The following is a 26,780-nucleotide window of genomic DNA, read 5'->3' on the forward strand; positions in this document are numbered from 1 at the left end:
AACGGAAAATCGGCGATGATCAGCCGATTTTCCGTTTTTTTAATTGCGGGCGATTTTCTTTTCTTGTAGCGCCGATGATCCCGGCAATAATCACGATCGAACCGACGATATGATACCATGCGAGCGTTTCCCGCAGCAAAACAACACCTGCCAAAATCGTCACCAATGTGGCCAAATGATTAAACAAGCTGATTTTCGCAGCTTCAATTTTTGATAAAGCGTAGTTTGATAAAAAGGATGTCGCAAACGATGACAGCACGCCCGGAATGGCGCGAAGAAATCGGTAAGCGTCCCGTCCGCCATATGGCCGAACACGGCGATTCCGTTGAAAAAAACGAAGCCCGCGGCCGTGATCACATACGTTAATTCCAGTGAGCTGAATCTTTTTGTCATCTTTCTGGCCAAGACGCTGTAGCCTGCTGAAGAAAGCGCCGACAGCAGAATCAGTACGGCTCCTTTCACATTGGTGCTGCTGACGCCCGCGCTTTTCATTAAGAAAATGAAAGCTACGCCAGCCGCTGACAAAACTGTGAAAAAGAACTGCCGCCTGCTGAAGCGTTCCTTTAAAAAATATGAAGCCAACAGCATTGTCAAAATCGGGATCGAGGCTTGAATAATCCCCGCTTCCGAGGAAGACGTATAGACGAGCCCAAAGGCTTGAAAACCAAAAAACATCATCGGATAAAATAAAGCGAGCGGCAAAATCAACAGCACGTCCTTCGCGCGGATGCCGATCTTGACCCAGCCGCACAAAAGGGGAATAAGCGCGGCGCAGAATGCGACGGTAAAGCGGTGTGCGAGCAGGTCAAGCGGTCCCGCCGCCGCGAGCGCTAATTTTACAAACAAAAATGAAAAACCGATGATAAAGGCGTATAACAAAGCTGCAAGATAAGCAGATTTATGCAAACATGATCATCTCCCCGAGCGTATGCATGCAATACATGTGATTTGACCGGTCTCTGTCATCTTATACGGCGGAAAAGTTTGATACAATACAAAAAAAGCAGATCTGTACCGATACAGATTCGGAGAAGGAGAAGAGCATGCAAAAATACGTCGGGCTGATGAATGAACTGGAGGCGTTGATCGAGGAACGCTCGTTTCATGAGGGGGATAAGCTCCCGTCTATCCGGACGCTTGCCGGGAAGTTTCGCGTAAGCAAAAGCACGGTGATCCGGGCGCTCAGCGAGCTGGAAAAGCGGCATATGATCTACTCGGTGCCAAAAAGCGGCTATTACGTCGTGAAAAAGACGAACAAGCTGCTGGACAGGGAGAGGAGCACCATTGATTTCGCGGCATCGGCCCCTGATCCTGATGTATTTCCGTACCTCGATTTTCAGCATTGCATCAACAAAGCTATCGATACGTACAAAAACGATTTATTTATTTACGGAACGCCGAAAGGCCTTCCGTCTTTGATCGGAGTCGTCCAAAAAGAGCTCGCAAATGCACAGGTCTTTACGAAGCAGGACAATATTTTCATCACGTCAGGCGTTCAGCAGGCTTTGTCATTGCTCGCTTCGATCCCTTTTCCCGATCAGAAGCGGAAAATCCTGATTGAACAGCCAACCTACCATTTGCTGCTCAAATATCTTGAAGTCCATCAGCTTCCGGTGATCGGCATTGAACGGACGGCGCAAGGAATCGATTTGCAGCGGTTAGAGCTGCTTTTTCGCACGGAAGACATTAAGTTTTTCTATACGATGCCAAGGTTTCACAATCCGCTCGGAAGCTCCTATACCGAAAAAGAAAAAAAGAGCATCGTCCGGCTGGCGGAGAGGTACGGCGTTTTCATCGTCGAGGATGATTTTTTAGGAGATTTGGAGGGAAATCAGAAGGCGGATCCGCTGTTTTCCTATGATATCTCCTCGCGCGTGATTTATTTAAAGAGTTTTTCCAAAATCATTTTTCCCGGGCTGCGCGTCGGTGTTGCCGTGCTGCCGGATTCTTTGACAGAGACGTTTAATCAATACAAACGGCTGACGGATATCGACAGTTCGATGCTGTCGCAGGCCGCTCTGGAAATCTATTTGAAAAGCGGAATGTTCGAAAGGCATAAGCAAAAAATCCGCGCTTCATACGAAAAACGGTCGCGCCTTTTGCATGGCTTGCTGGAGGAGCTCGCCGGATCAGCGGGAGAACTTGTTGACTTTCACCCTCCTGATCAGCCGTGCGTCCATACCCATCTCGTCCTGGACCGCAAGCTCCCGGCGTCCCGGATCATCAAAAACATGAGAAAGCGCGGCGTGTTGCTGGACCCTGTCGATGCCCATTATTTAGCAGGTTTTCAAAAACGAAATCTGTTGAAAATCAATACCACCAATGTAAAAGAAGAAGACATTCCGCGCGGTATCGAGCTGTTAAAACAGACAATCTGCACATCGCATTATTAAAAAAAGGCTGTGATTCTTTAGATCACAACCTTTTACAGCTCATCATACCCTTTAATTTCAATTTTGCCGGGAAAATCGGGCTCAGCGGAACAGACCGCCATTTTATAATCGGGGTCAAGTTCATACGTTTTCATATAACAAGGCGGGTGGCCTGAAGGAAGCTTCAGTGAAACGCGGCCATCTTCTGCGAGCTTGACGGAAAACGAATCAAGCGGCAAAGACAGGCCCTTTCCCGCCTGTTTGACAAAGCTTTCTTTCATCGTCCATAGATGATAGAAATAGGATAGGCGTTCAGGCTCGCTTTTTTCCATCAGGTCGCGATATTCTTCAAAGGAAAAAAAACGTTTCGCGATATCATAATTGACCGGTTTGATTTTTTCTACATCGACTCCGACCGGGGAGTTTCCGGCTGCGCACAAGATCCATTTTCCGGAATGGGAGATATTGAAATGAAAGTTCGGCAAGCCGAGAGCAGACGGCTTCCCATACCGGCCGGAGGAAAATGCGATTTGTTCATTCGCCAAGCCGAACGTTTCGCTGATGATCTTTCTTATGAGGACTTCCCCGATCAGCGTTCGATTGGCGTCTTCCGGATATCTGTATCGGTTCACCTTGTCCTGCTTTTCTTCAGACACCATGGCCATCATTCGTTCGAACTGGCCTGAATTCGGAAGCTCATTCATAGAAACAGCGTAAATCTTCATCACGTGCAACCTCTTTACATGAAATTTAATCTATTTTGATTGTAGCAAACATGAAAGACAGACGAAAGGAGTTAAAAAACGATGAATGGAACACTGATAAACGACACGTTTTCCGGCAGAGAGCTGTTGATCTATCTGCCACCTTCATATCAGATTGGCCGAAAACGCTATCCGGCGCTTTACGTTCATGACAGGGGGGATCTGTTTGATCCGGGCCTTAGCGATAGCTTAGAGATCATTGAACATTTCTGCCGCCGCGGGGAAATGCCGGAACTGATCATGATCGGCGTGGCTTCGGAAGACAGGGAAAACGAGTATACCCCTTTTCCGCAGCCTCACTTAAAAAAGACGGATCATACATACGGAGGAAACGGCGCTCATTACGCCGAATTTTTGGCCAGGCAGCTAAAGCCGTTTATCGACCGGAAGTATTTGACAGATGGGAGCCGCGAAAACACCGGGACCATCGGGAAGTCGTTCGGCGGGCTCATCTCGATGTATACGGCATATTTGGAGCCGCAAACGTTCGGGAAAATCGGAAGCCTGTCGGGTTCCTTTTGGTTTAAAGGAATGATTGAATATATGCGCGGACGCACCTTTCTAAATCCGGATCTGCGCATTTATATGGATGTGGGGAGCACGGAAGGAACAGACCGCGACAATCTTCAGAAAGAGATGATTCCGAGAACAAAGGAAGCCTTCCGCATATTATCAGAAAGCGGATTGTCAGGGGAACATCTCAAATTTGTCATTGATGAAGGAGGAGCGCACAGATTCGAGCGGTTTGCGAAGCGTTTTCCGGAAGCGGTCAAATGGCTGTTTGCAGACAGCCGGCCTTTTCTGTCACAACAAAGCACAGAATGACAGGAATTCCTGACCTTTGACTGATATGGTGGAAACTGAAAGGAGAAACAACAATGGAAGTCGTGAATCGTCTGGCTGAAAGCATTGATTTTATCGAACAGAATCTTGACAAGGACTTGCGTCATGAAGATGTCGCAAAGGTCGCCTGCTGTTCAAAATTTCATTTTCAGCGCATGTTTTACATGCTGACGGGCGGTACGCTCGCCGACTACATCCGCAAACGGAGGCTGACCGTTGCTGCCCAGGAACTGGCTTCAGCAGATGCAAAAGTCATTGATGTCGCTTTGAAGTATGGATACAACACGCCTGAATCGTTTTCTAAAGCGTTCAGCAAGCTTCACGGAATGAGCCCTTCACAGGCGCGAGAAAAAGGCCGGACGCTCAAGGCGTTTCCCCGTCTTTCCTTTCAAATTCAAATCAAGGGAGCAGAGGATATGAATTATAAGATCGCCCAGAAAGAATCGTTTCACATCATGGGCAAAGCCATTCAGACGACTGTGAATATGGAGCAAAACAAAGTCGAGATTCCGGTGTTTTGGGATGAATTAAACCGAAACGGCTTTACAGAATCATTGAAACCGTTCGCCGGACCGCTCGGCTATCTCGGCGTATGCATGGATTTTAACGAACAAGCCGACACATTCACCTACGTTATCGGCGTCGAAAAAACGACCGAAGACCTCCCGGAGGGCTGTATCGTGAAAGAAATCCCCGCATCAACGTGGGCCGTGTTCGATGCCGTCGGTCCCGTGAATCAAGCCGTTCAAGCAACATGGGAGCGGATTTTCTCGGAGTGGTTTGCGGCTACAGGCTATGAACACGCAGACGGCCCCGAATTAGAAACTTACCCGGTAGACGGAAATATCATGGCTGAAGACCATGTCACGCAGATTTGGATACCGATCGTGAAGAAATGACGATTGATTTATTCTTTTCCACACTGACCATCCGCCAAAAATGCGAGATTGAGGAAATATACGATGAGATGAAGAAGCGGCAGTTAAGATATCTATACCCGAACAGCCGGCGGTAAAGAAAAGAGGAAACCGGAGCATTCGTCCTGGTTTCCTCTTTTTTCAGCCGTTTTTTTTCAATGAAAAATGAACAGGCCGGGCCGCTTCCACCCGGCGTCCTGATACGGTGTATGCAAGGAGCCGTTTGGACTGCGGCAGCGAAAAGCGCAAAATCACGCCTGTCAAAATTGCGGTCAGCACGGTGCCGATGCCGATCGGGCCGCCGAGCAGCCAGCCGATAAACAAAATCGTCAGCTCCATGCCGTTGCGGACCCATTGCACATTCCAGCCCGTTTTCTCAGAGATCAAAAGCATCAGGGAGTCGCGCGGACCCGCGCCGAGATTGGCTGACACGTAAATGCCGACGCCATAACCGGTGAAAACGATGCCTAAAAGAAAAATGACGGCTGTTGAGACGTGAGTTTCAGGGTCTGGAAGGATGAAGGTGAAAAAATCTATAAAAATACCGATCAACAGCATGTTTAACACGGCGCCGATTTTCGGCCAAGCCTTTGTAAACAGCGAGGTTAAACCGACGATGACAGCTCCGACAATGATCGACCATTGGCCGACGGACAGCCCCAAAAGGACAAACAGCCCATAATGGAACGCGTCCCACGGACCGATGCCGAGCGCTTTTCCTTCAATTGTAAGAGAAACCCCAAAAGACAACACAATTAATCCGACAAAATAAAAAAGCCAGCGCAGAACGAATTCCCGCTTCAATCGATTCCCCTCTTTCCGAAAAAAACAATCGAGTGTTATTGTAACACAATCCGATGCCGATCAGAATAGGAATTATCGACCGAATGCCTGTGAAACAAGCTTTTTGGCTAATTCAAAACGACGGTTTGCCCCGTTTCAGCAGACTTCCGAACCGCATCCAACAGCATGTGCAGCTTCACGGCATCATCAAAGTCGGGAATGTTCCGCTCGTTTTCAAGAATATCTTTCGCCAGCACGCGATACGCTTTTTCAACATATCCAGCCGGGTGAGCGTCTTTTTCTGCTGACTGTCTGACGTGCTGCCAACGGATATGGCCAGTGCTTGTTAACAAAGCTGAACCGTCGGGATAGGCCATTTTTTCAAGTGTAAGGCCGCCGAATTGCACATGTCCGAGTGAACGCTGCTGCGAAAGCCGGAAAGCGCCTTTTTCCCCTTGGATTTCTAAACAAAAACCCGGATACACGCCGCCTTGAATATGAACGGACGCTGATGCGCCGCTTGCAAGCGTTCCGTTGACGACGATTTGATCTGCGGTATTTTTGGCAATCGTTTCGCCTGTTTCGGTGATGACGGCTTCCGGATAATTGTTATTCATCAACGCGGACAGTTCTTTGAAGCCGCCAAGTATATAACAAAGTGCATCAAGCGAATGACCGCCGTTGATGGCGAGCAGATCAGCGCCGTTTTCCTTTTGCAGCAGATAGATGCTCTTCTCGTCCGTTACCCCGCCTTTTCCGTGGGTGGAGACGTGCATCGTGCAAGACAGCACCCTTCCGATGTCGCCTTTTTGAACCGCCTGCTTTAACCAGTTGATTTCCGGGGATTGCCTTGCCTGCAGTCCGACGGCATGGCGGATGCCCGCTTTCTTTGCCAATTCCGTCAGCTTCTTCGCTTGGTTTGTGTCGATCGCAAGCGGCCATTCGCAATATACGTGCTTTTGCTCCTGAATGGCTGCGGTGACCGCTTCATCATGAAACGGAACCTTTACGCTGACAACGACTAAATCGACATCCTTAGATTCCGCCAATGCCCGGTGATCTGCAAACGCAAGCGGTGCGCCGATTTCCGCGGCGCTCAATCTTGCGGATTCCATGTTGGACGTTCCGATCGCCGTAATCTGAAAATCCGGATGTTCCGTCAGAACCGGAATATGAGTCCGGCTGGCCCATTGATTATTCATTGAGCCTCCGATGATTCCCGTTTTGATCATACCATGTTTCATCAATGATCCCTCCAATTCCATGATGTGCTTTTCACCAGTATAATGAGATATGATGATCATGAAAAATGTTAATATATGATGCTTATATCATTTTTTTTGATGGGAGGGCGGGGAACCGAATGGATATAGAAAACATGAAGGCGTTTGTTTCCGCGGCGGAGCTGCAAAGCATATCGGCTGCCGCCGTCAAGCTGAATCATCTGCAATCCAATATGACGGCAAAGATTAAAAAAATAGAAGCCCATTACGGACAGGAGCTGTTCATCAGAAGTTCGAAAGGCGTTCGATTGACAAAAGAAGGGAAAATCCTCTACCGACAGTTTAAAAAAATGCTGCTGTTGTGGGAAGAAACAGAAAACAAAATGAAAATGTACGATGAACAGCTCAGGGTCGGCACGATGCTATCGGTCGGCGGAACGAAATTGGCGGGTTCGTCATTAATCAGGCTTTATCAATTGTATCCGAACTTATCGGTGACGCTGAAAACGGGATCGACGGAATATATCGAGGAACAGCTTCTTTTGGGGAATATTGATATTGCATATACGATCGGGTCAATGAACAACAAAAACATCCATTACGAACAATCGGGTGTGGAGGAAATGGTTATCATCGGAGAAGGGATTGAAGAAAAGACGAGATTGGAAGAGTATATAAAGGGCAAAAACGTCCTTATCCTTTCAGATAAATGTTTGTATCTCTCGATCTTGAACAATATGTTCGCGGATATGAACATCACCCGCGGCGAAACGATCGAGGTCGGCGACATGCAGACGCTCGTCCAGCTTGCTTCAATCGGCATGGGCATTTCCCTCGTTTCCAAAAGAGTTGCAAAACGCTTTAAGACCGGGCCGTTTTTGGAAGCGCCGCCTTCGTATCGATACGTCAATACGTATATGATCACCCGTATGAACCATCAGCTGACACCGATCGAGAAGCAATTTACGGAGTTAAGCCAGTCGCTTATGTACAATGAATAGAAACTAAAGGTTTTCTAAAGGAGATTCAAGGCTTTTTAGGCGGCAGGTTTGCACCCCTCTGTCTTGTGTTTAAGCTTCTGAATTCCTTTTATAGGCCGATGGAACATGTTTTTAAACATAATTTTACTTAAACTTCTTAACAACGCGTTGAGAAGTTTTTTTATAACCGCAAAAACCGCAAAAATAAAACAATTTAAAGAAAATTGGCTCGAAATCCTAAAGAATTAGGTATATTGCCCGATATGGCGAGTGAGGTATTTTTTTGAAATAAACATAACGACAGTCAGGAGAGAGAAACATGCAGCAAAGCAAGACATCAGATGTACAGAAATGGTTTCCGAGCGAAGACGGAAATGCAGCGAAGAGAAGCAAATTTTTATCTCTGATCGAGCAGTTGATCCGCGGAGTCGACGATTTGAAAAATCCGGATCAGGTCAACCTCAATGGAGTGAAGGACCGGGAAGGGCTTTTTTATGAAAAATTGATTTCCGAAAGCAAAATTCCTGTTTCAGGACGTCAGATGGAAGATGTCAATGAAGAGCTGCTGAAGCTTTTGCACAGCCATCCGTACCATTCAAAATACTTTTTTACCAACATTCTTCCGATGGCCAGCATTCCGGGAATCTTAGGAATGATCACGGCCTTCATGGTCAACGGCAATAATTTGTGGGATGTGTACGGGCCGGCCGGTGCAGAGGCTGAAGTGAAGGTCATTGCGATGATGTCAAAGCTGGCGGGCTATGATGCTGATAAAAGCGGAGGCTATACGACGTGGGGCGGACAAGGCGCGGTATTCACCGGACTTCGGATCGCGATTGCGAAAATGGCGCCATCTGCACTTAAGGAAGGCGTTCCAGGGAACTTCTATGCCTTCTGTTCAGAAGCTGCGCATTACAGCTTGTTTAAGTCAATGGAAGCGACAGGGCTCGGCAGCGATCGCCTGATCAAAGTCAAAACCAACCTTGATCACTCAATGGACACGGACGATTTGCGGAAAAAGATGAGGGAGGTTTGCGAAAATGGCGGCATTCCGGTTTATATCGTCGCCACGACGGGAACAACGGATGCGATCGGGATCGATGACGTCCGTGCCGTGCGGCTTGCCGCTGAAGAGGTATCCCGCGATTTTGAACTGCCTGTTCCGCACATTCACGCCGATTCTGCACTTGGCGGATTTTTTGCGTTTTTTAATGATTATGATCTGGGTGAGAACGCTTTATCCTTCAGTCCGGGCGTCCTCAGCATGATCAAGCCGATCAAAGAGAAAATGCAGCACTTGCACGAAGCCGACTCGCTTTGCTTTGATTTTCAAAAACTCGGCCAGACACCTTATGTCACAAGCCTGTTCCTTGTCAAAGATGCCAATGATTTGAAGCGGATTGACCTCGATCCTGAGGAGACGCCTTATGTCGGCCACCGCGGCTATGGCGAGTATCATACGGGCTATACGCTGGAATGTTCACGGATGGCCAGCTCCATCAGCATGTACAGTGCGCTGTTGTCGTTTGGGCGCGAAGGCTATCAAAAGCTCCTCGGCCAGTTCCTTGACGTCAATCATCATTTCCGCGAGGAGCTCATCCGCCAGATTCCGCAGGCGGACATTATGAACCCCGACAACCACGGGATGTCGACGCTGTTCCGGATCTATCCTGAAGGAGCGCCGAGATTTGCCGATGAGATGTCGGGAGAATGCAGCGTTCAGGAGCTAAAGAGGAACAATCTGCTGAATGAGAAGTTATTCGAGAAGCTTGGGGAGCATCGGGACAAAATGTTTTTCGGCGATACGAAAAAGCACCTGATCGCAGGGACGCGGGAAGGGGTCGAAGTTCCGCTGTACGTCAGCAAATTTTTCGTGATTTCTCCTTATACATTGCCTGAGCACGTGCCGCATATCGTCGCCTACTTAAAAGAAAAAATAGAAGAAGTCTGCCGGCAGTTTGAATCTGCCCTGACGAAGTAAAAGGGGATATGGATGATGAATACGCTTAAGAAAAAGTTGACAGGACACATTTCCGTTAAAATCATGGCCGGCGTCGCTTTGGTCTTGATCATTACGATCGCCTGCTTTTCGGCCGTTTTTAATGTGATCAGCAATGACTTGTCAGAGCAATTAAAACAGCAATTTCAAAACCGTCTTCATACAGACATTAATCTTGCGGAACACCAAATCAATCGGATAAAAGGCAATAAACTGGACATTACATCTGCTGACAGCGATCTGTATCAGCAGACGAAAAAAACGGTGGATGAGCTGAAAAAGAAAAACGAGCTCGAAAATCTTTATATCCTTTCCAATCAGGGAGGACAAGAACGAATCATCATTTTATCTGATACGGCCGATGATTTCGGTACGCCATATGCTTTTTCAACTGAGATGAAAGAGGCGTTGGCTGAAAATAAAACGACGGTAAGCGATGTATATAAAGACAAGTACGGAATTCATCAATCGATTTTTCTGCCGCTTACTGACTCTCAAGGGCAGCAGACCGGCATATTGGGCATTGACCTTGATGCTTCCGTCATTCCGCAAACGGCTGAGAAAGCGAAATGGTATACGCTCGGCATTTCGTTATTTGTGATGCTGATCGGGATGCTGATGGCTTATTTCCTCGGTACATACATTTCCAAGCCGATTCGGAAGCTGATGAATGCATCGGAAAAAATCGCAGACGGTGACCTGTCAGCTGAAGTAACCGTTAAGAGCAGCGATGAAGTCGGCAAATTAGCGGCTTCGTTTGAGCGGATGAGCGGCAATTTGCGGAATTTGATCGGGCACATTTCAGCATCTTCCGAAGAGGTGTCAAGAACGAGCCTTCAGCTGAAAAATGTCTCCTCTGAATCGAGCGAGAGCGCGGTTCAGGTCGCAGAATCGATGAACAGCATGAGCGAGGGTATCAACGAGGTCGTCTCATCGGTTACTGACTGCAGTACATCCACTGCTGAAATAGACAAACAGATCTCTCACGTGACCGAAAAAGTGAACGAAATGAAGCAGGTTGCCGAAGGCGTCAGCAAAGATTCCAAGACAGGCCAGGAGCTTGTGGAAGAAACGCTGCAGCAAACCAATACGATCAAAAACGTCATGGAAGAGTCAAAGCAAGCCGCTAAAGAGATGCAGAACCATACGGACGAAATCGAAAAAGTCATCGGAATGATTTCTTCAATTGCCGAACAGACGAATTTGCTGGCGTTGAACGCTTCGATTGAAGCTGCGCGCGTCGGAGAAGAAGGGCAGGGCTTTGCGGTCGTCGCCGGGGAAGTCAGAAAGCTGTCCGAACGCTCGGCTGAAGCCGCTTTATCCGTTTCACAGCTGGTGGCGGGAACGCAGGAGAGCAGCCGTCTTGTGATGGAGCGCATTGAAGAGGGCAATGAAGCCGTCGATAAAGGACAGATTTTAATCAATGGAACGTATGAGAATTTTTCAGGAATCTTTAAAGGGATTTCTCAATTTGCCGAGAGAACGGATCAATTGCTGAAATCGCTGTTAAAAGTGGAGGAATCGTATGAAAAGATCTCTTCAGCCATGGAGCAGATTTCCGCTGTTACAGAAGAGCAGGCGGCAGGCTCTGAAGAAGTGGCGGCAGCAGCCGAGCAGCAAAGCGCAGGCATGCAGGAGATCGCATCAGCGATCGAGCAGCTTTCAGCTCTGTCTGAGGAGCTGAACAAAGCGGCATCCCGCTTTAAAATAGCCGAATAAACGACAAAAACAGCCTGACCGGTCAGGCTGTTTTTTCGTTTATACCGGATTCAAAATCCGATTTAAAAATTGTTTGGTCCGCTCTTCCTTCGGGGCGGAGAAGATTTGCTCAGGCGGCCCCTGTTCAACGATCACGCCTCCGTCGATAAACACGACTTCATCCGCGACGTCCTGCGCGAATTTGATTTCATGGGTGACGACGACCATTGTCCAGCCTTCGTTTGCCAGGTCTTTCATGACCTTCAGCACCTCTCCGACCAGCTCGGGATCGAGGGCGGATGTAGGTTCGTCAAACAGCATCAGCTCCGGCTTGATCGCAAGGGCGCGGGCGATGCCGACGCGCTGCTGCTGTCCGCCTGAAAGCTGAAACGGATAAAGGTCCATCTTCTCTTTAAGGCCGACTTTTTGCAACAGCTGGATCGCTTCTTTTTTGACCTCCGCTTTATCGCGTTTTTGAACCTTGACGGGTCCTTCCATCACATTTTCGAGTACGGTGCGGTGCGGAAACAGGTGATACGCCTGAAACACCATTCCCGACTTTCTCCGCAGGCGAAGCAGGTCGGCCTGTTTTTGTTTCTTTGAAAAATCGATCGTAAAGTCGTCAAACGAAAGAATGCCGCGGTTTGGAATTTCAAGCGCGTTCAGGCAGCGAAGCAGCGTCGTTTTTCCCGAACCGGAAGGTCCTAAAATGGCGATTACTTTTCCTTTTTCGATGTTCAAATCGATCTTTTTTAAAATTTCGTTTTCACCGAACGATTTATTAAGCCCCTTGATCGAAAGCATTGGCTGATCCCTCCTTATTTGGCCACATACCGGTCTACGCGCCGTTCAACCAGCTGCTGAACGATCGCCAGCACAAAGCAGATGATCCAGTAAATGAATGCGGCTTCGATATAAATAACTAAAATTTGATCGAGATTGGCGGCGCCGATTTCCTGGGCTTTTCTGAACAATTCGGCGACCAGAATCTGCGATGCGAGAGATGTATCTTTAATCAAGCTGATAAATGTATTGGATAATGGCGGAATCGAAACGCGCACAGCCTGCGGCAAAATGACTCTTGAGAGCGCCGTCTTCTGGGTCATTCCGATCGAGTAAGCGGCTTCCCACTGCCCTTTTGGAACCGACAGGATGGAAGCGCGAACGATTTCTGACGCATAAGCGCCGACATTCAATGAAAACGCGATGACAGCGCTTGGGAACGGATCAATCGTGACCTGAAACGCCGGGAATAAGTAAAAAATGATAAACAATTGGACGAGCAGCGGCGTTCCGCGGATCGCTGAAACATAAATGCCGAAAATCGCCCTTAAAATGCGCGATTTTGACATTCTCGCCAGCGCCGTAATAAGGGCGATGATCATCCCGAATATAAAAGAGAGAATGGCAAGGGGAATCGAATAATAGATTCCCCTTACAAAAATCGGCCAAAACGATTCCCGTACAAGATCCCACGGGATGGCTGTACCGATGGCCGTCTGTATATTATTGAGTAACATTTTCGCCAAACCATTTCTTCCCGATTTTAGAAAGCGTGCCATCCTCTTTCATGTCTTTAAGCGCTGAATTCACTTTGTCAACCAGCTCGCCGCTGCCTTTGCGGAAAGCGAAATGAGTCGTCTGAGGTTCGCCTGTTTCAAAAGCGATTTTTAAGTTTTTGTTGCCTGATGTTTTTAAATAGTTGAGCACTGCAAGCTTATCGTTGTATGTGAGGTCAACGCGGCCCTGCTGGATTAATTGGAAAGACTGGGCCATTCCTTCAACGCCTTCGATGTTCGCGCCCGCTTTTTTAGCCAGGTCGTTGTAGTTGCTCGTCAATGATTGTGCCGCTTTTTTTCCTTTGACGTCTTTTTCAGATTTCAGGCTGTTGTTGTCGGCTTTTGTGACGACGACTGCCTGTGATGTTGTATATGGATCAGAAAAATCGTATTTGTCTTCACGGCCTTTTTTTCCAACCTGGTTGGCGATGACATCAAAGCGCTTTGAGTTAAGACCGGCAAACATGCTGTCCCACTGCGTTTCTTTAAACTCAGCTTTCAGTCCGAGGCGCTTGGCGACTTCCTGCATCACTTCAACATCGTACCCGGTTAATTTGTCGGCTTTTTTGTCATGGTATGTGAAAGGTTCGTACGTTCCTTCCGTACCGATGGTGAGGACGCCTTTATCTTTAATTTGTGACCAAAGGTTTTTGTCACTGCCTGTGTTTTTATTGTCAGCATTGTCACCGGAGGCTCCGCAAGCTGCAGTTACGGTGATCAAAAGCGTCATGAGAACTGCGAATATTGCTTTTTTCATTTTATTCCCCACTTTTCTTATTGGATTTATTTGATATGATTTTACTTAAGGGCCTTCCAAAAGTAAAGCATAAACTTTTTTTAGTATGAGTCAAGAAATACGTTTTTAGTGATCAAAATAAAGAAGCTTATCCCCGCTCCCGCTCAGGCCGGATCCCCCATTTTTTCAAACGGTATTGAAGGCTCTGCCTGCTGATTCCGAGCGTCCGTGCCGCTTGGGATATGTTGTTGTTGCATTTTTTGATCGTTTTTTGAATAAAATATTTCTCGGCATTCTCGATCTGTTCTTTTAAAGGAGGAGCCGATCCGGAAGGCTGCTGGGCAAAAAGGTCGAAGCCAGGATGTTTCGGCAGCTTGTCCGACGCTTTCGATTTTGTCCGGTATTGCAAAGGAAGGTGCGTGAGATCGATCTTTTCTTCATATGTCATTAAATTCATCGCACCCTCGATCAAATGTTCAAGCTCTCTGACGTTTCCCGGCCAATCATAAGAAAGAAGGAAATCGGCGACATCGTTTTCCAATCCTTTGACCTCCATTTGAAACAGCACATTGTATTTATCAATAAAATGGTTTGCGAGAGGGATGATATCTTCTTTTCGGTCTTTTAACGGCGGGACGAACAATGTGACGACGCTCAGCCTGTAAAACAGATCTTTGCGGAGCCGCTGGGCGCTGATGGCATCGACCGGATCTTCGTTCATCGTCGCGAGGATTCTGACGTCGATCGGCGTGTCTTTTGAAGCGCCGATTCGTCTGATTGTTTTCTCCTGGATGGCGCGCAGCAGTTTTGCCTGCAAATTTAAATCGAGCGAATTGATTTCATCAAGCAGCAGCGTGCCTCCCTGAGCCTGTTCAAAAAGGCCGGGGCGGTCGACGGCACCCGTGAACGCTCCTTTTGTCGTTCCGAATAAAAGGCCCTCGACAAGGCTTTCGGGGAGGGCGGCGCAGTTTTGCGAAATGAACGGACCTGTTGACCTCTGGCTTCCATTATGTATGCTTTGGGCAAACAGCTCCTTTCCCGTTCCGGTGTCTCCGACGATCAGGATGGATGAAGAGGTGCGGGTCGCCCGCTTCGCGTGTTCGCAGACTTCCGTAAACGCCGGACTCGCGCCTATCAGGCTGTCAAATGTGTACTTCGCATTTTCCGTTTTATTCATATTATCCCTGATGAGCCGCTCCAGCTTTGTGACGTCTTTTGCAATCTCAATCGCACCTTTTATATTCCCGTCTTTCAAAATGGGAAACGTATGATTGACGGTCGTGATCTCCTGACCCTTATTATTGAAGTATGTCTGCTTGACGTTTTTGATCGTTTTCCCGTACTGGAGAGCCTGGACGAGCGTACTGTCATGCTGATCGGCAAACGTAAACACGTCAAGCAGGTTTTTGCCGAGCACATCCTCGATATCCATTCCTTCGATTTGCATCATTTTATTGTTATACACGACGGATGTGCCGTTTTCATCGACGATATGCAGACCGATATCAAGTTCATTGATAATCCGTTGAAAAATCAGCTGCAGCAGTTCAAAATCCCTTAGCACATGTATTTCCCCCTTTGTTTGAAACTGCTTTTATTGTAAGACACGAGCGCTTCAGTGTGCAAAATTTTTATACATATAAATTTTGCACTCTTTAAAAAGCGCAAAAATATTTGCAACGTGTTAGCTGAAATTCCTTAATTTTCGCAGTTTTCTCACTTGGCACGAAACTTGCAAATATGAAAGAGCGAGAAAGAAAAACAACATCTGGCTGTTGTCCGGCACAAAAGAAGGAGGAATCAGAATGACTGTTTTATCAAAGTCCGAAGAAATTATGAAGCAGACGGCACAATACGGTGCGAACAATTATCATCCTCTGCCGATCGTCATTTCCGAGGCTGAAGGGGCATGGGTAAAAGATCCTGAAGGAAACAAATATATGGATATGCTGAGCGCATACTCCGCAGTCAACCAGGGGCACAGACACCCGAGAATTATTCAGGCGCTGAAAGATCAGGCCGATAAAATTACCTTGACGTCAAGAGCTTTTCACAATGACCAGCTCGGCCCTTTCTATGAAAAGGTCGCATCATTGACGGGAAAAGACATGGTGCTGCCGATGAATACCGGCGCAGAAGCGGTTGAATCTGCGGTCAAAGCGGCGCGGCGCTGGGCGTATGATGTCAAAGGCGTTGCCGACAATCAAGCGGAAATCATCGCTTGTACAGGAAACTTCCATGGGCGGACGATGCTTGCCGTATCTCTTTCATCAGAAGAAGAATACAAGCGCGGCTTCGGACCGATGCTTCCTGGCATCAAGCTGATTCCGTACGGGGATGCCGAGGCGCTGAAAGAAGCGATTACGCCTAACACGGCGGCGTTCCTGTTCGAGCCGATTCAAGGGGAAGCTGGAATCGTCATCCCGCCGGAAGGCTATCTAAAGCAGGCAGCCGAGATTTGCAAGGAACATAATGTCCTGTTTATCGCCGACGAAATTCAATCAGGCTTGGCGCGTACGGGCAAGATGTTTGCCTGTGATTGGGAAGAAGTTGTTCCGGATATGTACATTTTAGGGAAGGCTCTCGGGGGCGGCGTGTTTCCGATTTCATGCATCGCGGCAAACCGCGACGTTCTCGGCGTATTTAATCCAGGCTCCCACGGATCGACATTCGGCGGAAATCCGCTCGCATGCGCCGTATCTATCGCCGCGCTTGACGTATTGGAAGATGAGAGGCTTGCCGAACGTTCTTTGGAGCTTGGAGAATATTTTAAAGAAAAGCTTTCGCAAATCGACAATCCGAAAATCAAAGAGGTTCGCGGAAAAGGCCTTTTCATCGGCGTTGAACTTTCAGAGGCTGCGCGGCCTTACTGTGAACGCTTGAAGGAAGAGGGACTGCTCTGCAAAGAAACGCATGAGACGGTTATCCGTTTTGCGCCTCCTCTCGTTATATCCAAAGAGGATCTCGATTGGGCCATCGAAAAGATTTCCCGCGTGTTGTCGAAGTAAGGCGAAAGGCTGAGCAATAAGGGGTTGTTCAGCCGTTTTTTTGCCCGGTTTGCGAAACTTGTCAAAAATTGAAATATAAGGAAATTATTCAGAAGATTTAAAAAATAATGATTTTGTCGGATTTAAGGGATTTTAGTATCAGGTAGACGCATAAGGGGTGCATAATACAGGGAGAAGTATTTGAAGGGTGTGAAAGGTTTGAACCATGAAAAAGATCAACAACACACATTGAAAAGGACGATGAAATCGAGGCATTTATTTATGATCTCGCTCGGCGGTGTGATCGGGACCGGTTTTTTCTTAGGAACCGGCTATACCATCAATGAAGCGGGGCCCATCGGGGCGATTCTCTCCTATTTAGCCGGAGGGATGATCATGTATGTGACGATGCTCTGCCTCGGGGAGCTTGCGGTGGCAATGCCGGTCTCAGGCTCGTTTCAGACGTATGCGACAAAGTTTATCGGGCCCGCCACGGGATTTGCCGTGGGCTGGATTTACTGGCTCGGCTGGTCGGTGACGGTCGCTTTGGAATTTCTGTCTGCGGGACAGCTCATGAAAAGATGGTTTCCCCATGTCGACGTCTGGATTTGGTGTCTTGTATTCGGAGTGCTGCTGTTTATGCTGAATGCGCTCTCTGCAAAGGCATTTGGCGAATCTGAATTTTGGCTGTCGGGCATCAAAATTATCGTCATTCTTCTTTTTATTATTCTCGGCGGCGGTGCCATGTTCGGATTGATTGACATGAAAGGCGGACAACCTGCACCATTTTTCTCTAATTTGATTGGAGACGGCGTGTTTCCAAACGGCATCGGCGCGATTTTTATAACGATGATCACGGTCAACTTTGCTTTTCAGGGAACGGAGCTGATCGGAATTGCGGCTGGGGAGAGCGAAGACCCGGAAAAAACGGTGCCCCGCTCGATCAAACAAACGGTATGGAGGACGCTTGTGTTTTTCGGACTGTCTGTGTTCGTGCTTGCGGGATTGGTTCCGTGGAAACAGGCGGGAGTCGTAAAAAGTCCGTTTGTCGTCGTTTTTGATCAGATCGGGATTCCGTATGCTGCTGATTTGATGAATTTTGTCATTTTGATCGCACTGTTGTCGGTCGCGAATTCGGGTTTATACGCCTCTACGAGGATGTTGTACGCTTTGGCAAAAGAAGGGATGGCCGCACCGGCTTTAAGCAGGGTCAATGAAAGAGGCATTCCGATGAATGCGCTCTGGATCACCTTGGGATTTGCGGGATTGTCTCTTATTTCAAGCTTTGTCGCTGCAGAAACATTATATATATGGCTGCTGTCGCTGGCAGGCTTGAGTGCGCAAATCGGCTGGATCACGATCACGCTGTCACAGCTGCTGTTCCGGAAACGGTATATAAAAGAAGGCGGAAAGGTCGAGGATTTAAAATTCAAAACGCCTCTCTACCCGTTTTTGCCGCTTGCTGGTTTTATTTTAAACAGCATCGTGCTTGTGAGTCTTGCCTTTGATTCAGAGCAGAGAATGGCATTGATCTGCGGGGCCTTATTTATGTCAGGTTGCTATATCGTCTATCACTTTTTTGTTAAAAAGCACCGCGCGGCAAAGCCGCACGAAGAAGAAAGCTATATGGTACTGCAAAAACAAAACGAACGATGAGGTGAGGGCTGATGAACAAACAGATTTCTCTGATTGGAATGCCGATGGATTTGGGACAGGCAAGGCGCGGTGTCGATATGGGACCGAGCGCTATCCGCTACGCAAGTATTGCCGAACGGATAACCGACTTGGGGTACGATATCGAGGATCTCGGGGATGTGCAGATCAACCGCGATCAGCCTAAACATGACGAGGGATTGAAAAATTTGGCATCTGTTTTGGAAGGCAATCAAAAATTGGCCGATATTGTCGACCATGTCATCGAAAAAGACCGCTTCCCGCTCGTGTTAGGGGGAGACCACAGTATTGCTATCGGGACTTTGGCCGGCGTGGCAAAGCATTATAAACAGCTCGGCGTGATCTGGTATGATGCGCACGGCGATTTAAACACCATCGAAACGTCGCCATCCGGCAATATCCACGGCATGCCGCTGGCCGTAAGCCTCGGGCTGGGCGATGAAAAGCTCGTCAACCTTCACGGCTATGCGCCGAAAATCAAGCCGGAGCACGTCGTCATCATCGGCGCCCGCTCCCTCGATGAAGGAGAGCGCGAATATATCCGCAAAACAGGCATGAAGGTGTATACGATGCATGAAATCGACCGTTTAGGGATGACGCGGGTCATCGAGGAAACGATTGAATATTTGTCAGCGGACTGTGACGGCATCCATTTAAGCCTCGATTTGGACGGGCTTGATCCAAGCGACGCACCGGGAGTCGGCACGCCGGTCGTCGGCGGCATCAGCTACAGGGAGAGCCATTTGGCGATGGAAATGCTCTACGACGCAGATATCATCACGTCCGCCGAATTTGTCGAAGTCAACCCGATATTGGACCACAAAAACAAAACCGGCGAAGCGGCCGTCGAACTGGTCGAGTCGCTGCTGGGAAAAAAATTGCTGTAAACAAAAAGAGCCCATCATGTGCTTCAGGCTGTCGAGAAAATCGACAGCCTTTTTGATTTTTTCTTCAAAAGGCCGGTTCGCTGCCGGTTGAGGGAGACAAAATGTTTTCCTTTGGCTATGTGTACGGGAGGGTTTTTTCTCATTAAAAATCTTAAGAAATAAAAAAACGTGAGTTTGTCTACTGGATTAAATGCTTTTTATCTTTTCTATCATTTGGTGATGGACTAGTGTGTGTTAATATGCTTTTAGTAAAGGGCATACAGTAATTAAGTATTAGCCCCCCTAAACATACGGTTAGCAAAGTTCCGACGCCGATTGGTCCATTGAAAACCATTGCCATTACCAAGAATACGAGGTAAATGAATGTTCTCGAAAAAAATATATTTGTTCCAGTTAATTCTTGTATGATTAATGTTAATCGGTCGATTGGAATCGGTGCAAAATTTGCGTGCAAATATGTTGCAGTTCCTAATCCTATAACAACTAAGCCGATTCCAAAACAAACAACTTTGCTGTACCATCGGTCAGGCGTTACAAAAAAGTGCAATAAAAAAAGCCACATATCAATGCCGATACCCGTTATACATGCTGTTAACAATCCCAAAATTTCCGGTCTTTGTCTTTTTAAAAATGAATTACAACATATCAACATGAGAGCTATGATGATTTCCCAACTTCCCACAGTCAGCCCCGCATTTACGGACAGTCCTACCAAAAGTGCATCAAAAGGTGAAACTCCAAGATCTGATTGGATCGTGAAAGAAATACCGAGGGTTAGTATTAAAATTCCTAATACATAGAAAACGTATTTCACTTTATTCGACCTCTTTATTATGATTTTTTATTGCAAATGCAATAAATTTGGATTATATTTAATGCATGTCATTTTTATTGCATTTGCAACAAAAATATGTGCTAAGGAGGTCATTATGAAGGAAATTCTTCGTGAAATTGGAATGATTGCCAGGGCATTAGATTCTATAAGCAATATCGAGTTTAAAGAACATGACCTTACAAAAGGGCAGTATTTGTACCTTGTCCGAATATGCGAAAACCCGGGAATCATTCAAGAAAAGTTGGCTGAAATAATTAAAGTGGACCGGACAACAGCATCTCGTGCCATTAAAAAACTTGAAATGAATGGCTTTATTGAAAAGAAAGATGATGAACACAACAAAAAAATAAAAAAACTCTTTCCAACAGAGAAAGGGAAAAATGTTTATCCTTTTATAAAAAGAGAAAATGATCATTCGAATCGTGTCGCATTAGCTGGATTTTCCGAAAGAGAAGCGGAAACCATTTTCAATCTCCTTCAAAGAGTAAGGAAAAACATAGAAAAAGACTGGGAATTTGTAAAAAAGGGCAATAAGAGAAATTATTGATGATATAAAGGAGCGCCATATTAAAATGACGATCAATATCAAAAAGTGTACCCTTGAAGATTTACGCAAACTTCAAGAAATTAGTTATGAAACATTTAATGAGACATTTAAGCATCAGAATTCACCCGAAAATATGAATGCCTATTTGGAAAGGGCGTTTAACCTAAGTCAGTTAGAATCAGAACTATCCAATCGTTCTTCTCAATTCTTTTTTGTTTATTTTCATAATGAAGTCGCCGGATATTTAAAGGTTAATATCAATGATGCCCAGTCTGAAGAAATGGGTGATGAATCACTTGAAATCGAGAGGATTTATATAAAGAACAATTTTCAAAAACATGGACTTGGAAAATATTTGTTTAATAAAGCTGTGGAAATTGCGAAGGAACGTAATAAAAAGAAAGTCTGGCTAGGCGTATGGGAAAAAAATGAAAATGCTATTGCTTTTTATAAGAAAATGGGGTTTGTACAAACTGGAGCCCATTCTTTTTATATGGGTGATGAAGAACAAACGGATTTTATCATGACGAAAACACTCATATAACTTTTTTAAAGGGGAGGGATGATGATGTATATTCCAAAATATTATAAGGTTACAAATGCAGATGAAATTTGGGATTTTGTACAAGAAAACTCTTTTGGCACGATTGTCACGACAGAACAAGGGAAACCGATTGCCACTCATTTGCCTTTGGGATTAAATAAAAAAGGTGATGATTGCTATATTACTGGGCATGTGGCTTATGGGAATCCCCAGTGGAGAACATTTGAATCCTGTGAAGATGTGCTTGTTATGTTTCAGGGGTCGCACGCTTACATTTCTTCTTCTTGGTATGCGCATGAAGAAGTTCCAACATGGAATTATCAAGCCGTCCATGTATATGGAAAAGCAAGCATTTTAGAGAAAGATGAATTAGTAGAAGAATTAACAATCATGATGGAAAAATACGAAAAGCATCGAGAAAATCCAATTTTATGGGACAAACTTTCTCCTCAACTCTTAGAAAGTCAACTGAAAGGTATTGTTGGATTCAAGATTAAGGTGGGAGAAATTCAGGCAGCATATAAATTAAGTCAGAACCGAAATGATGCGGATTATATGAATATCATTGATCAATTACAAAATGAAGGAAATCCAAATTCGAAACAGATGGCTGAACTGATGGAAAAAAGATTAAAAAACCGCATATAAGCCGCCCGCTCAACCCCCAGTATGCAAAAATACAGAGCTGTCATATTGGCAGAGCCGCTTCGGTGTTAGTTGAAGAAAAAAGCCTGTATCATAGATTGCTTGGTAATCTACGATACAGGCTTTATTTATCGGTAACTAAATGTCCTTAAAACAAAGCCAAAAACTCCTTCACAGGCTTCGGCAAAAAGCTGTTGGCCCGCCAGACGACCGACGGTGTCAAAATAAACGGGTTATCTTTAATCTCCAGCGTCTGAACGTGTCGGGCAAAATGCTCAGGTAGCATCGATAGCGGCAGAATCGTCGCCCCAAACCCCGAGGTGACGAGGCTGAGGAGCGTTGTGGAGTCATGGCACTCGCAGACGACCTTCGGCTCTGCGCCTGATTTTTGAAAAGCTTCGACGACCTTGTCGTATATTCCTTTTCCATCTGACGGCCTAAGCAGGATTAACGGCAGTTTTGAAATATCTTTCATGTCGGCTTCCCCGCTGAGGCTGTATGATTGATTTCCCGGAAGGACAAGCTTGCAGGGGATATCGGGAAGGCTTTTCGATTCGACGTTTTTGCTGTAAAAAGGCGTTGTCGTAATGGCCGCGTCAATCTGCCGGTTTTCCAGCAGTTTGTGAAGCCGTGAAGGCTCTCCCTCCCAAATATTAAACAGCAGGCCGGGATATTGCTCTCTGATCTGCGACACTTTTGACAATAAAAGCGCGGCACAGTAGATCGTTGAACCGACGGCGAGCGTTCCGGCGACTTCCTCGCGCAATTCCTGCACTTCGAGAATGGAATCCCGAAGCTTATGCAAAATGTCTTTCGCCCTTTTATAAAAGACTTCCCCTTCATAGGTCAGCGTCAAATTCTTCTTTTTGTTGCGGTCGAATAACACGATTCCGAGTTCTTCCTCCAATTGCTTCAACTGTCTGGAGAGCGGCGGCTGGGCGATATGCAGCTGCTTTGCTGCCGCTGTAATTTTCCCTTCCTCCGCAATCGTGACAAAGTATTTCAACTGACGGATATCCATTTTTAGGGAACACTCCTTTTTATACCTTAAAAGTATTATATATAGATATTATAGATATTTTCAATATGGTAAATAGAGGCGTATCATTTGAATTGGACGCATCACAGAAGAGAAAGGAGGACGCATATGAAGATCATTGTCGGAATATCGGGCGCAACGGGCGCTATTTTTGGCGTGCGGATGCTGGAATGGCTGAATGAAGCCGGCGTTGAGACGCATCTTGTCATCTCTCCGTGGGCAGGCGCAACCATCCGGCATGAAACGGGATACACCGTAAAGGACTTAGAGGCGCTCGCTTCTTTTACGTATTCCCATAAAGACCAGGGAGCCCTTATTTCGAGCGGTTCCTTTCAAACGGACGGAATGATTGTAGCTCCGTGCAGCATGAAAACGTTGGCCGGCATCCGCACGGGGTTGGCTGACAATCTTTTGACCCGTTCGGCGGATGTCATGTTAAAGGAACGGAAAAAACTCGTTCTGTTAACAAGGGAAACTCCGCTCAACCAAATCCATCTCGAAAACATGCTTGAGCTGACCAAAATGGGTGCGATGATTCTCCCGCCCATGCCGGCTTTTTATAACCATCCCCAAAACTTGACTGAAATGGTCGACCATATCGTATTCCGGACGCTGGATCAATTTGGCATCCATCTGTCCGATGCGAAGCGCTGGGAAGGAATGAAACAGAAGACATAAGGAGGATAACAAATGGCATATCAAGACTTTAGAGATTTTTTAAACACGCTGAAAAAAGAAGGGCAGCTTCTTGAAGTTCAGGAAGAGGTGAAGCCGGAACCCGATTTGGGAGCCGCCGCACGCGCCGCCAACAACCTCGGAGACAAGTCGCCCGCACTTTTATTCAACAACATTTACGGCTACACCAATGCTCAAATCGCGCTGAATGTCATCGGTTCCTGGCCGAACCACGCGTTAATGCTGGGCCTTCCAAAAGACACGCCCGTCAAAGAACAATTCTTTGAATTTGCACGCCGCTATGACCAGTTTCCTGTCAAGGTGCAAAGAGAGGAGACGGCGCCGTTTCACGAAAACGAAATCACAGAAGACATCAACCTGTTTGATATTCTGCCGCTCTTCCGCATTAATCAGGGCGACGGCGGCTTTTATTTAGACAAGGCATGCGTCATTTCGAGAGACGTCGAGGATCCGGATCACTTCGGCAAGCAAAATGTCGGCATGTACAGATTACAGGTAAAAGGAAAAGACCGCCTCGGCATTCAGCCCGTCCCTCAGCATGACATTGCGATCCACTTGCGCCAGGCTGAAGAACGCGGCGAAAACCTGCCTGTTACCATTGCGCTCGGCTGTGAACCGGTCATTACAACAGCGGCATCGACACCGCTTTTATATGATCAATCAGAATACGAGATGGCAGGCGCATTGCAAGGCGAACCTTATAAAATCGTCAAATCAAAACTGGCTGATTTAGATATCCCCTGGGGAGCGGAAGTGGTTCTCGAAGGTGAAATTCTGGCGGGCGAACGCGAGTATGAAGGTCCGTTCGGCGAGTTTACCGGCCACTATTCAGGCGGACGCAGCATGCCGATCATCAAAATCAAACGCGTCTACCACCGCAACAACCCGATTTTTGAACACCTTTATTTAGGCATGCCTTGGACTGAGGTTGACTACATGGTCGGCATTAATACATGTGTGCCGCTTTACCAGCAGCTAAAAGAGGCATATCCGAATGAAATTGTCGCGGTAAACGCGATGTATACGCACGGTTTGATCGCCATTGTCTCAACGAAAAGCCGCTACGGCGGATTCGCTAAAGCAGTCGGTATGCGCGCGCTGACAACTCCGCACGGCCTCGGCTACTGCAAAATGGTGATCGTCGTTGACGAAGACGTCGATCCGTTTAACCTCCCGCAGGTGATGTGGGCGCTTTCGACGAAAATGCATCCAAAACACGATGCAGTGATCATCCCCGATCTATCCGTCCTGGCGCTTGATCCGGGTTCTGAACCGGCGGGTATTACCCACAAAATGATCTTGGACGCCACAACACCTGTTGCACCGGAAACAAGAGGGCACTATTCACAGCCGCTCGATTCCCCTGTCAACACGAAGGAATGGGAAAAGAAATTAATGGATCTATTAAATCGATAAGATAGGAGAGTGTTTCAATATGCATACATGTCCACGCTGTGATTCGAAAAAAGCGGAAACCGTCAGCAAATCTCCGGTAGCAGGTGCATGGGAAGTCTACCAATGCCAGCACTGCTTTTTCACATGGAGATCATCAGAGCCTGAGACGATCACAAACCCGGAAAAATACAATCCGTCGTTTAAAATCGATCCGGCCGAAGTCGAAACGGCCGTCCAAGTCCCGGCCGTTCCGAAACGAAAATACTAAAGGCGGGTGTCCGGCATGCCATCTCAAATATCACGCGAACTGCTGGAACTGCTAGACGGCAAAAACCTTGCTTCTAAACGGTGCGAAGCGATGATGCTGCAAACCGTCACAGAAGACGGCTGGCCCCACACCGCCATGATCAGCGCCGGCGAAATCCTCGCCCTGAACGAAACCGATGTCCGCCTGGCTCTCTGGAAAGGCACCACAACAACGGCAAACATCGCCCGTACAGGCCGGGCGATGCTCGTCACATGCTGGAAAGGCAAAGCCCATTATGTCAGGCTGTCCTTATCCGAACTGCCCGAATTAAAAGATGCGAAACACCCGAGAGCACGATTCTCAGGCACCGTCGAATCGGCCCGGGAAGACATTGCAAAATACGCAGACATCATCTCCGGGGTTCAGATTGAGTTAAAGGATGAGGCCGCCGTTTTAAAGCGGTGGGAGGAAACGCTGGAGGAATTAAGGAAATGAAGAAAAGGACCATGGCGAACCATGGTCCTTTCAATTATTTTTGCAGCATTTTATTGGTTACTTTGTAAGCCAGGATACAGAATATTGTAATCAAAACAACTGCGATTAAAAGGATCACGAGCTTTTCAGCAACGGTATATATCGGCATGGGAAGAATAACAGCGCAGACGGAAAACAGGCCGCCAAAATAAACAAACAGGATCAGCGGCTTTTTGTATTTTTTCCAAATAACCTGATTAATCCCGCTTTTTTCGGGGTCTGCCGGGTGTTTGCGGTCTTCATCTTTCATCAGTTTATTTAACAAGACATAAAAGATAAACGCGAATATCGTCGCTGAAATGATATTAAAACAGATCATAAACAGTTTTTCCCCCCAGCCCATTTCGGGGTTAAGGGGAATGGTGATAAGGGAACCGCACACGAAAAACAGGTAGACGCCAAAGATCGCTTTGTTTCTCGGTTTTTGTAAAAATTTGCGCATTTATATCTCTCCAGTCTTGAATTGGGTTTAAACTCTAAAAATAAAATGAAGAATTGAAGATAAAATACAGAAGATAACGATACTTATAATTCCTCTTCCGAGCAGGTAAAGAGCGAAATATAGTTTTCTTAAGAGCCAGTTATATCTGCGTAGACGTCTGCAAACAAAATAACCGGTACCTACAAGAAGGAAAACGAATAGATTCGTTATTTTTTGGGACGGATTTTCAGGGTTGAGATAAATCATTTTTTCATATCGTTCACATGAGCGTTAAATATTCTTGTTTTTAACATATGTTTCAAGTAACAACATAATTTGTATTGACGGTTGGCAGAGTCCTCGTATGTATCTGGTTCAAAATTTCTTTTAATTTCAGGAATTTAGTTCCTATGCTGTTCAAAATCAGCATAAAGAGAAAGCATCCCGGTGGAGAT

27 protein-coding genes and 1 pseudogene are annotated in these 26,780 nt (G+C 46.7%); 17 read left to right on the plus strand and 11 right to left on the minus strand.

The window, feature by feature from the left end:
- Window positions 1-19: 19 nt before the first annotated feature.
- Window positions 20-906 (minus strand): annotated as a pseudogene (locus AB447_RS01175) (DMT family transporter).
- 137 nt (window positions 907-1,043) lie between these two features.
- Here AB447_RS01175 and AB447_RS01180 point away from each other — a divergent pair.
- Window positions 1,044-2,393: an aminotransferase-like domain-containing protein gene (locus AB447_RS01180; protein WP_057957398.1), complete on the plus strand. Its 1,350-nt coding sequence runs from the start codon at window positions 1,044-1,046 to the stop codon at window positions 2,391-2,393.
- A 32-nt stretch (window positions 2,394-2,425) separates the two neighbouring features.
- Here the strand turns inward: AB447_RS01180 and AB447_RS01185 are convergent, their stop codons facing one another.
- Window positions 2,426-3,097 (minus strand): 4'-phosphopantetheinyl transferase family protein, encoded by a 672-nt coding sequence (locus tag AB447_RS01185; RefSeq protein ID WP_048355670.1) that lies wholly within the window; start codon window positions 3,095-3,097, stop codon window positions 2,426-2,428.
- A gap of 81 nt (window positions 3,098-3,178) precedes the next feature.
- On the opposite strand from AB447_RS01185, the gene AB447_RS01190 reads away from it, so the two are divergent.
- The 3 genes from AB447_RS01190 to AB447_RS27370 are packed head-to-tail and all read left to right on the plus strand — an operon-like array spanning window position 3,179 to window position 4,994.
- On the plus strand, window positions 3,179-3,961 hold the full coding sequence (locus AB447_RS01190; protein ID WP_048355671.1) for an alpha/beta hydrolase: 783 nt from the start codon (window positions 3,179-3,181) through the stop codon (window positions 3,959-3,961).
- 53 nt (window positions 3,962-4,014) lie between these two features.
- Window positions 4,015-4,878, plus strand: a complete 864-nt coding sequence (locus AB447_RS01195; protein WP_048355672.1) for an AraC family transcriptional regulator — start codon at window positions 4,015-4,017, stop codon at window positions 4,876-4,878.
- Entirely contained in the window at window positions 4,875-4,994 is a 120-nt protein-coding gene (locus AB447_RS27370; RefSeq protein ID WP_326075976.1) for a YrzI family protein, read from the plus strand. Before AB447_RS01195 ends, AB447_RS27370 begins: the two co-directional genes overlap by 4 nt.
- A 43-nt stretch (window positions 4,995-5,037) precedes the next feature.
- On the opposite strand, the gene AB447_RS01200 is transcribed toward AB447_RS27370, so the two are convergent.
- The gene (locus AB447_RS01200; protein ID WP_048355673.1) at window positions 5,038-5,700 is read right to left on the minus strand and encodes a YczE/YyaS/YitT family protein; all 663 of its coding nucleotides are present in this window, start codon (window positions 5,698-5,700) and stop codon (window positions 5,038-5,040) included.
- Window positions 5,701-5,807: 107 nt separating this feature from the next.
- Complete coding sequence (locus tag AB447_RS01205) at window positions 5,808-6,923, minus strand: Gfo/Idh/MocA family protein (protein WP_048355674.1); 1,116 nt, start codon at window positions 6,921-6,923, stop codon at window positions 5,808-5,810.
- 119 nt (window positions 6,924-7,042) lie between these two features.
- Here AB447_RS01205 and AB447_RS01210 point away from each other — a divergent pair, with 119 nt between their 5' ends.
- The 3 genes from AB447_RS01210 (at window position 7,043) to AB447_RS01220 (ending at window position 11,600) form a co-directional block, all read left to right on the plus strand.
- Window positions 7,043-7,903 (plus strand): LysR family transcriptional regulator, encoded by an 861-nt coding sequence (locus AB447_RS01210; protein ID WP_048355675.1) that lies wholly within the window; start codon window positions 7,043-7,045, stop codon window positions 7,901-7,903.
- Between the two features lie 298 nt (window positions 7,904-8,201).
- Window positions 8,202-9,863 carry a pyridoxal phosphate-dependent decarboxylase family protein gene (locus AB447_RS01215; RefSeq protein ID WP_048355676.1) on the plus strand — a complete coding sequence of 554 codons (1,662 nt, stop codon included), beginning with the start codon at window positions 8,202-8,204 and terminating at the stop codon, window positions 9,861-9,863.
- Between the two features lie 15 nt (window positions 9,864-9,878).
- Entirely contained in the window at window positions 9,879-11,600 is a 1,722-nt protein-coding gene (locus AB447_RS01220; protein WP_048355677.1) for a methyl-accepting chemotaxis protein, read from the plus strand.
- A 39-nt stretch (window positions 11,601-11,639) separates the two neighbouring features.
- Here the strand turns inward: AB447_RS01220 and AB447_RS01225 are convergent, their stop codons facing one another.
- The 4 genes from AB447_RS01225 to AB447_RS01240 form a co-directional block, all read right to left on the minus strand.
- Window positions 11,640-12,383 carry an amino acid ABC transporter ATP-binding protein gene (locus AB447_RS01225; RefSeq protein ID WP_048355209.1) on the minus strand — a complete coding sequence of 248 codons (744 nt, stop codon included), beginning with the start codon at window positions 12,381-12,383 and terminating at the stop codon, window positions 11,640-11,642.
- Window positions 12,384-12,397: 14 nt separating this feature from the next.
- Window positions 12,398-13,099, minus strand: a complete 702-nt coding sequence (locus AB447_RS01230) for an amino acid ABC transporter permease (protein ID WP_046130956.1) — start codon at window positions 13,097-13,099, stop codon at window positions 12,398-12,400.
- Window positions 13,086-13,895 carry a cystine ABC transporter substrate-binding lipoprotein TcyA gene (tcyA, locus tag AB447_RS01235; RefSeq protein WP_048355210.1) on the minus strand — a complete coding sequence of 270 codons (810 nt, stop codon included), beginning with the start codon at window positions 13,893-13,895 and terminating at the stop codon, window positions 13,086-13,088. Before tcyA ends, AB447_RS01230 begins: the two co-directional genes overlap by 14 nt.
- A gap of 127 nt (window positions 13,896-14,022) precedes the next feature.
- Complete coding sequence (locus AB447_RS01240; protein WP_048355211.1) at window positions 14,023-15,438, minus strand: sigma-54 interaction domain-containing protein; 1,416 nt, start codon at window positions 15,436-15,438, stop codon at window positions 14,023-14,025.
- Between the two features lie 241 nt (window positions 15,439-15,679).
- Between AB447_RS01240 and AB447_RS01245 the strand changes: the two genes are divergently transcribed.
- The 3 genes from AB447_RS01245 (at window position 15,680) to rocF (ending at window position 19,422) form a co-directional block, all read left to right on the plus strand.
- A complete protein-coding gene (locus tag AB447_RS01245) occupies window positions 15,680-16,882 on the plus strand; it encodes an ornithine--oxo-acid transaminase (protein ID WP_048355212.1) in 1,203 nt (400 codons plus the stop codon).
- A gap of 240 nt (window positions 16,883-17,122) precedes the next feature.
- On the plus strand, window positions 17,123-18,517 hold the full coding sequence (locus AB447_RS01250; protein WP_156183571.1) for an amino acid permease: 1,395 nt from the start codon (window positions 17,123-17,125) through the stop codon (window positions 18,515-18,517).
- Between the two features lie 11 nt (window positions 18,518-18,528).
- Window positions 18,529-19,422 (plus strand): arginase, encoded by an 894-nt coding sequence (rocF, locus tag AB447_RS01255; protein ID WP_048355213.1) that lies wholly within the window; start codon window positions 18,529-18,531, stop codon window positions 19,420-19,422.
- 178 nt (window positions 19,423-19,600) lie between these two features.
- Here the strand turns inward: rocF and AB447_RS01260 are convergent, their stop codons facing one another.
- Entirely contained in the window at window positions 19,601-20,236 is a 636-nt protein-coding gene (locus tag AB447_RS01260; RefSeq protein ID WP_048355214.1) for a YczE/YyaS/YitT family protein, read from the minus strand.
- 115 nt (window positions 20,237-20,351) lie between these two features.
- Here AB447_RS01260 and AB447_RS01265 point away from each other — a divergent pair, with 115 nt between their 5' ends.
- Genes AB447_RS01265 through AB447_RS01275 form a run of 3 tightly spaced genes read left to right on the plus strand, consistent with a single transcriptional unit; the run spans window position 20,352 to window position 21,996 of the window.
- Entirely contained in the window at window positions 20,352-20,804 is a 453-nt protein-coding gene (locus tag AB447_RS01265) for a MarR family winged helix-turn-helix transcriptional regulator (protein ID WP_048405907.1), read from the plus strand.
- Window positions 20,805-20,829: 25 nt separating this feature from the next.
- Window positions 20,830-21,348 (plus strand): spermidine/spermine N(1)-acetyltransferase, encoded by a 519-nt coding sequence (gene paiA, locus AB447_RS01270; RefSeq protein ID WP_048405906.1) that lies wholly within the window; start codon window positions 20,830-20,832, stop codon window positions 21,346-21,348.
- Between the two features lie 24 nt (window positions 21,349-21,372).
- Window positions 21,373-21,996 carry an FMN-binding negative transcriptional regulator gene (locus AB447_RS01275; protein ID WP_048355431.1) on the plus strand — a complete coding sequence of 208 codons (624 nt, stop codon included), beginning with the start codon at window positions 21,373-21,375 and terminating at the stop codon, window positions 21,994-21,996.
- 145 nt (window positions 21,997-22,141) lie between these two features.
- On the opposite strand, the gene AB447_RS01280 is transcribed toward AB447_RS01275, so the two are convergent.
- The gene (locus AB447_RS01280; protein WP_048355430.1) at window positions 22,142-23,014 is read right to left on the minus strand and encodes a LysR family transcriptional regulator; all 873 of its coding nucleotides are present in this window, start codon (window positions 23,012-23,014) and stop codon (window positions 22,142-22,144) included.
- Window positions 23,015-23,140: 126 nt separating this feature from the next.
- Here AB447_RS01280 and AB447_RS01285 point away from each other — a divergent pair, with 126 nt between their 5' ends.
- From AB447_RS01285 to AB447_RS01300, 4 genes are read left to right on the plus strand one after another with little or no spacing between them, the layout of a single operon-like run.
- Window positions 23,141-23,710, plus strand: a complete 570-nt coding sequence (locus AB447_RS01285; protein WP_048355429.1) for a non-oxidative hydroxyarylic acid decarboxylases subunit B — start codon at window positions 23,141-23,143, stop codon at window positions 23,708-23,710.
- Between the two features lie 12 nt (window positions 23,711-23,722).
- Window positions 23,723-25,144: a non-oxidative hydroxyarylic acid decarboxylases subunit C gene (locus AB447_RS01290; protein WP_048355428.1), complete on the plus strand. Its 1,422-nt coding sequence runs from the start codon at window positions 23,723-23,725 to the stop codon at window positions 25,142-25,144.
- A 19-nt stretch (window positions 25,145-25,163) separates the two neighbouring features.
- The gene (locus tag AB447_RS01295) at window positions 25,164-25,391 is read left to right on the plus strand and encodes a non-oxidative hydroxyarylic acid decarboxylases subunit D (RefSeq protein WP_048355427.1); all 228 of its coding nucleotides are present in this window, start codon (window positions 25,164-25,166) and stop codon (window positions 25,389-25,391) included.
- A gap of 15 nt (window positions 25,392-25,406) precedes the next feature.
- On the plus strand, window positions 25,407-25,865 hold the full coding sequence (locus AB447_RS01300) for a pyridoxamine 5'-phosphate oxidase family protein (protein ID WP_048355426.1): 459 nt from the start codon (window positions 25,407-25,409) through the stop codon (window positions 25,863-25,865).
- Window positions 25,866-25,899: 34 nt separating this feature from the next.
- Here AB447_RS01300 and AB447_RS01305 read toward each other — a convergent pair whose 3' ends face one another.
- A complete protein-coding gene (locus AB447_RS01305) occupies window positions 25,900-26,346 on the minus strand; it encodes a hypothetical protein (RefSeq protein WP_048355425.1) in 447 nt (148 codons plus the stop codon).
- Between the last annotated feature and the right edge of the window lie 434 nt (window positions 26,347-26,780).

Origin of the sequence: Bacillus glycinifermentans (assembly GCF_001042475.2) — a bacterium.
In the GTDB taxonomy this organism is placed as follows: Bacteria; Bacillota; Bacilli; order Bacillales; family Bacillaceae; genus Bacillus; species Bacillus glycinifermentans.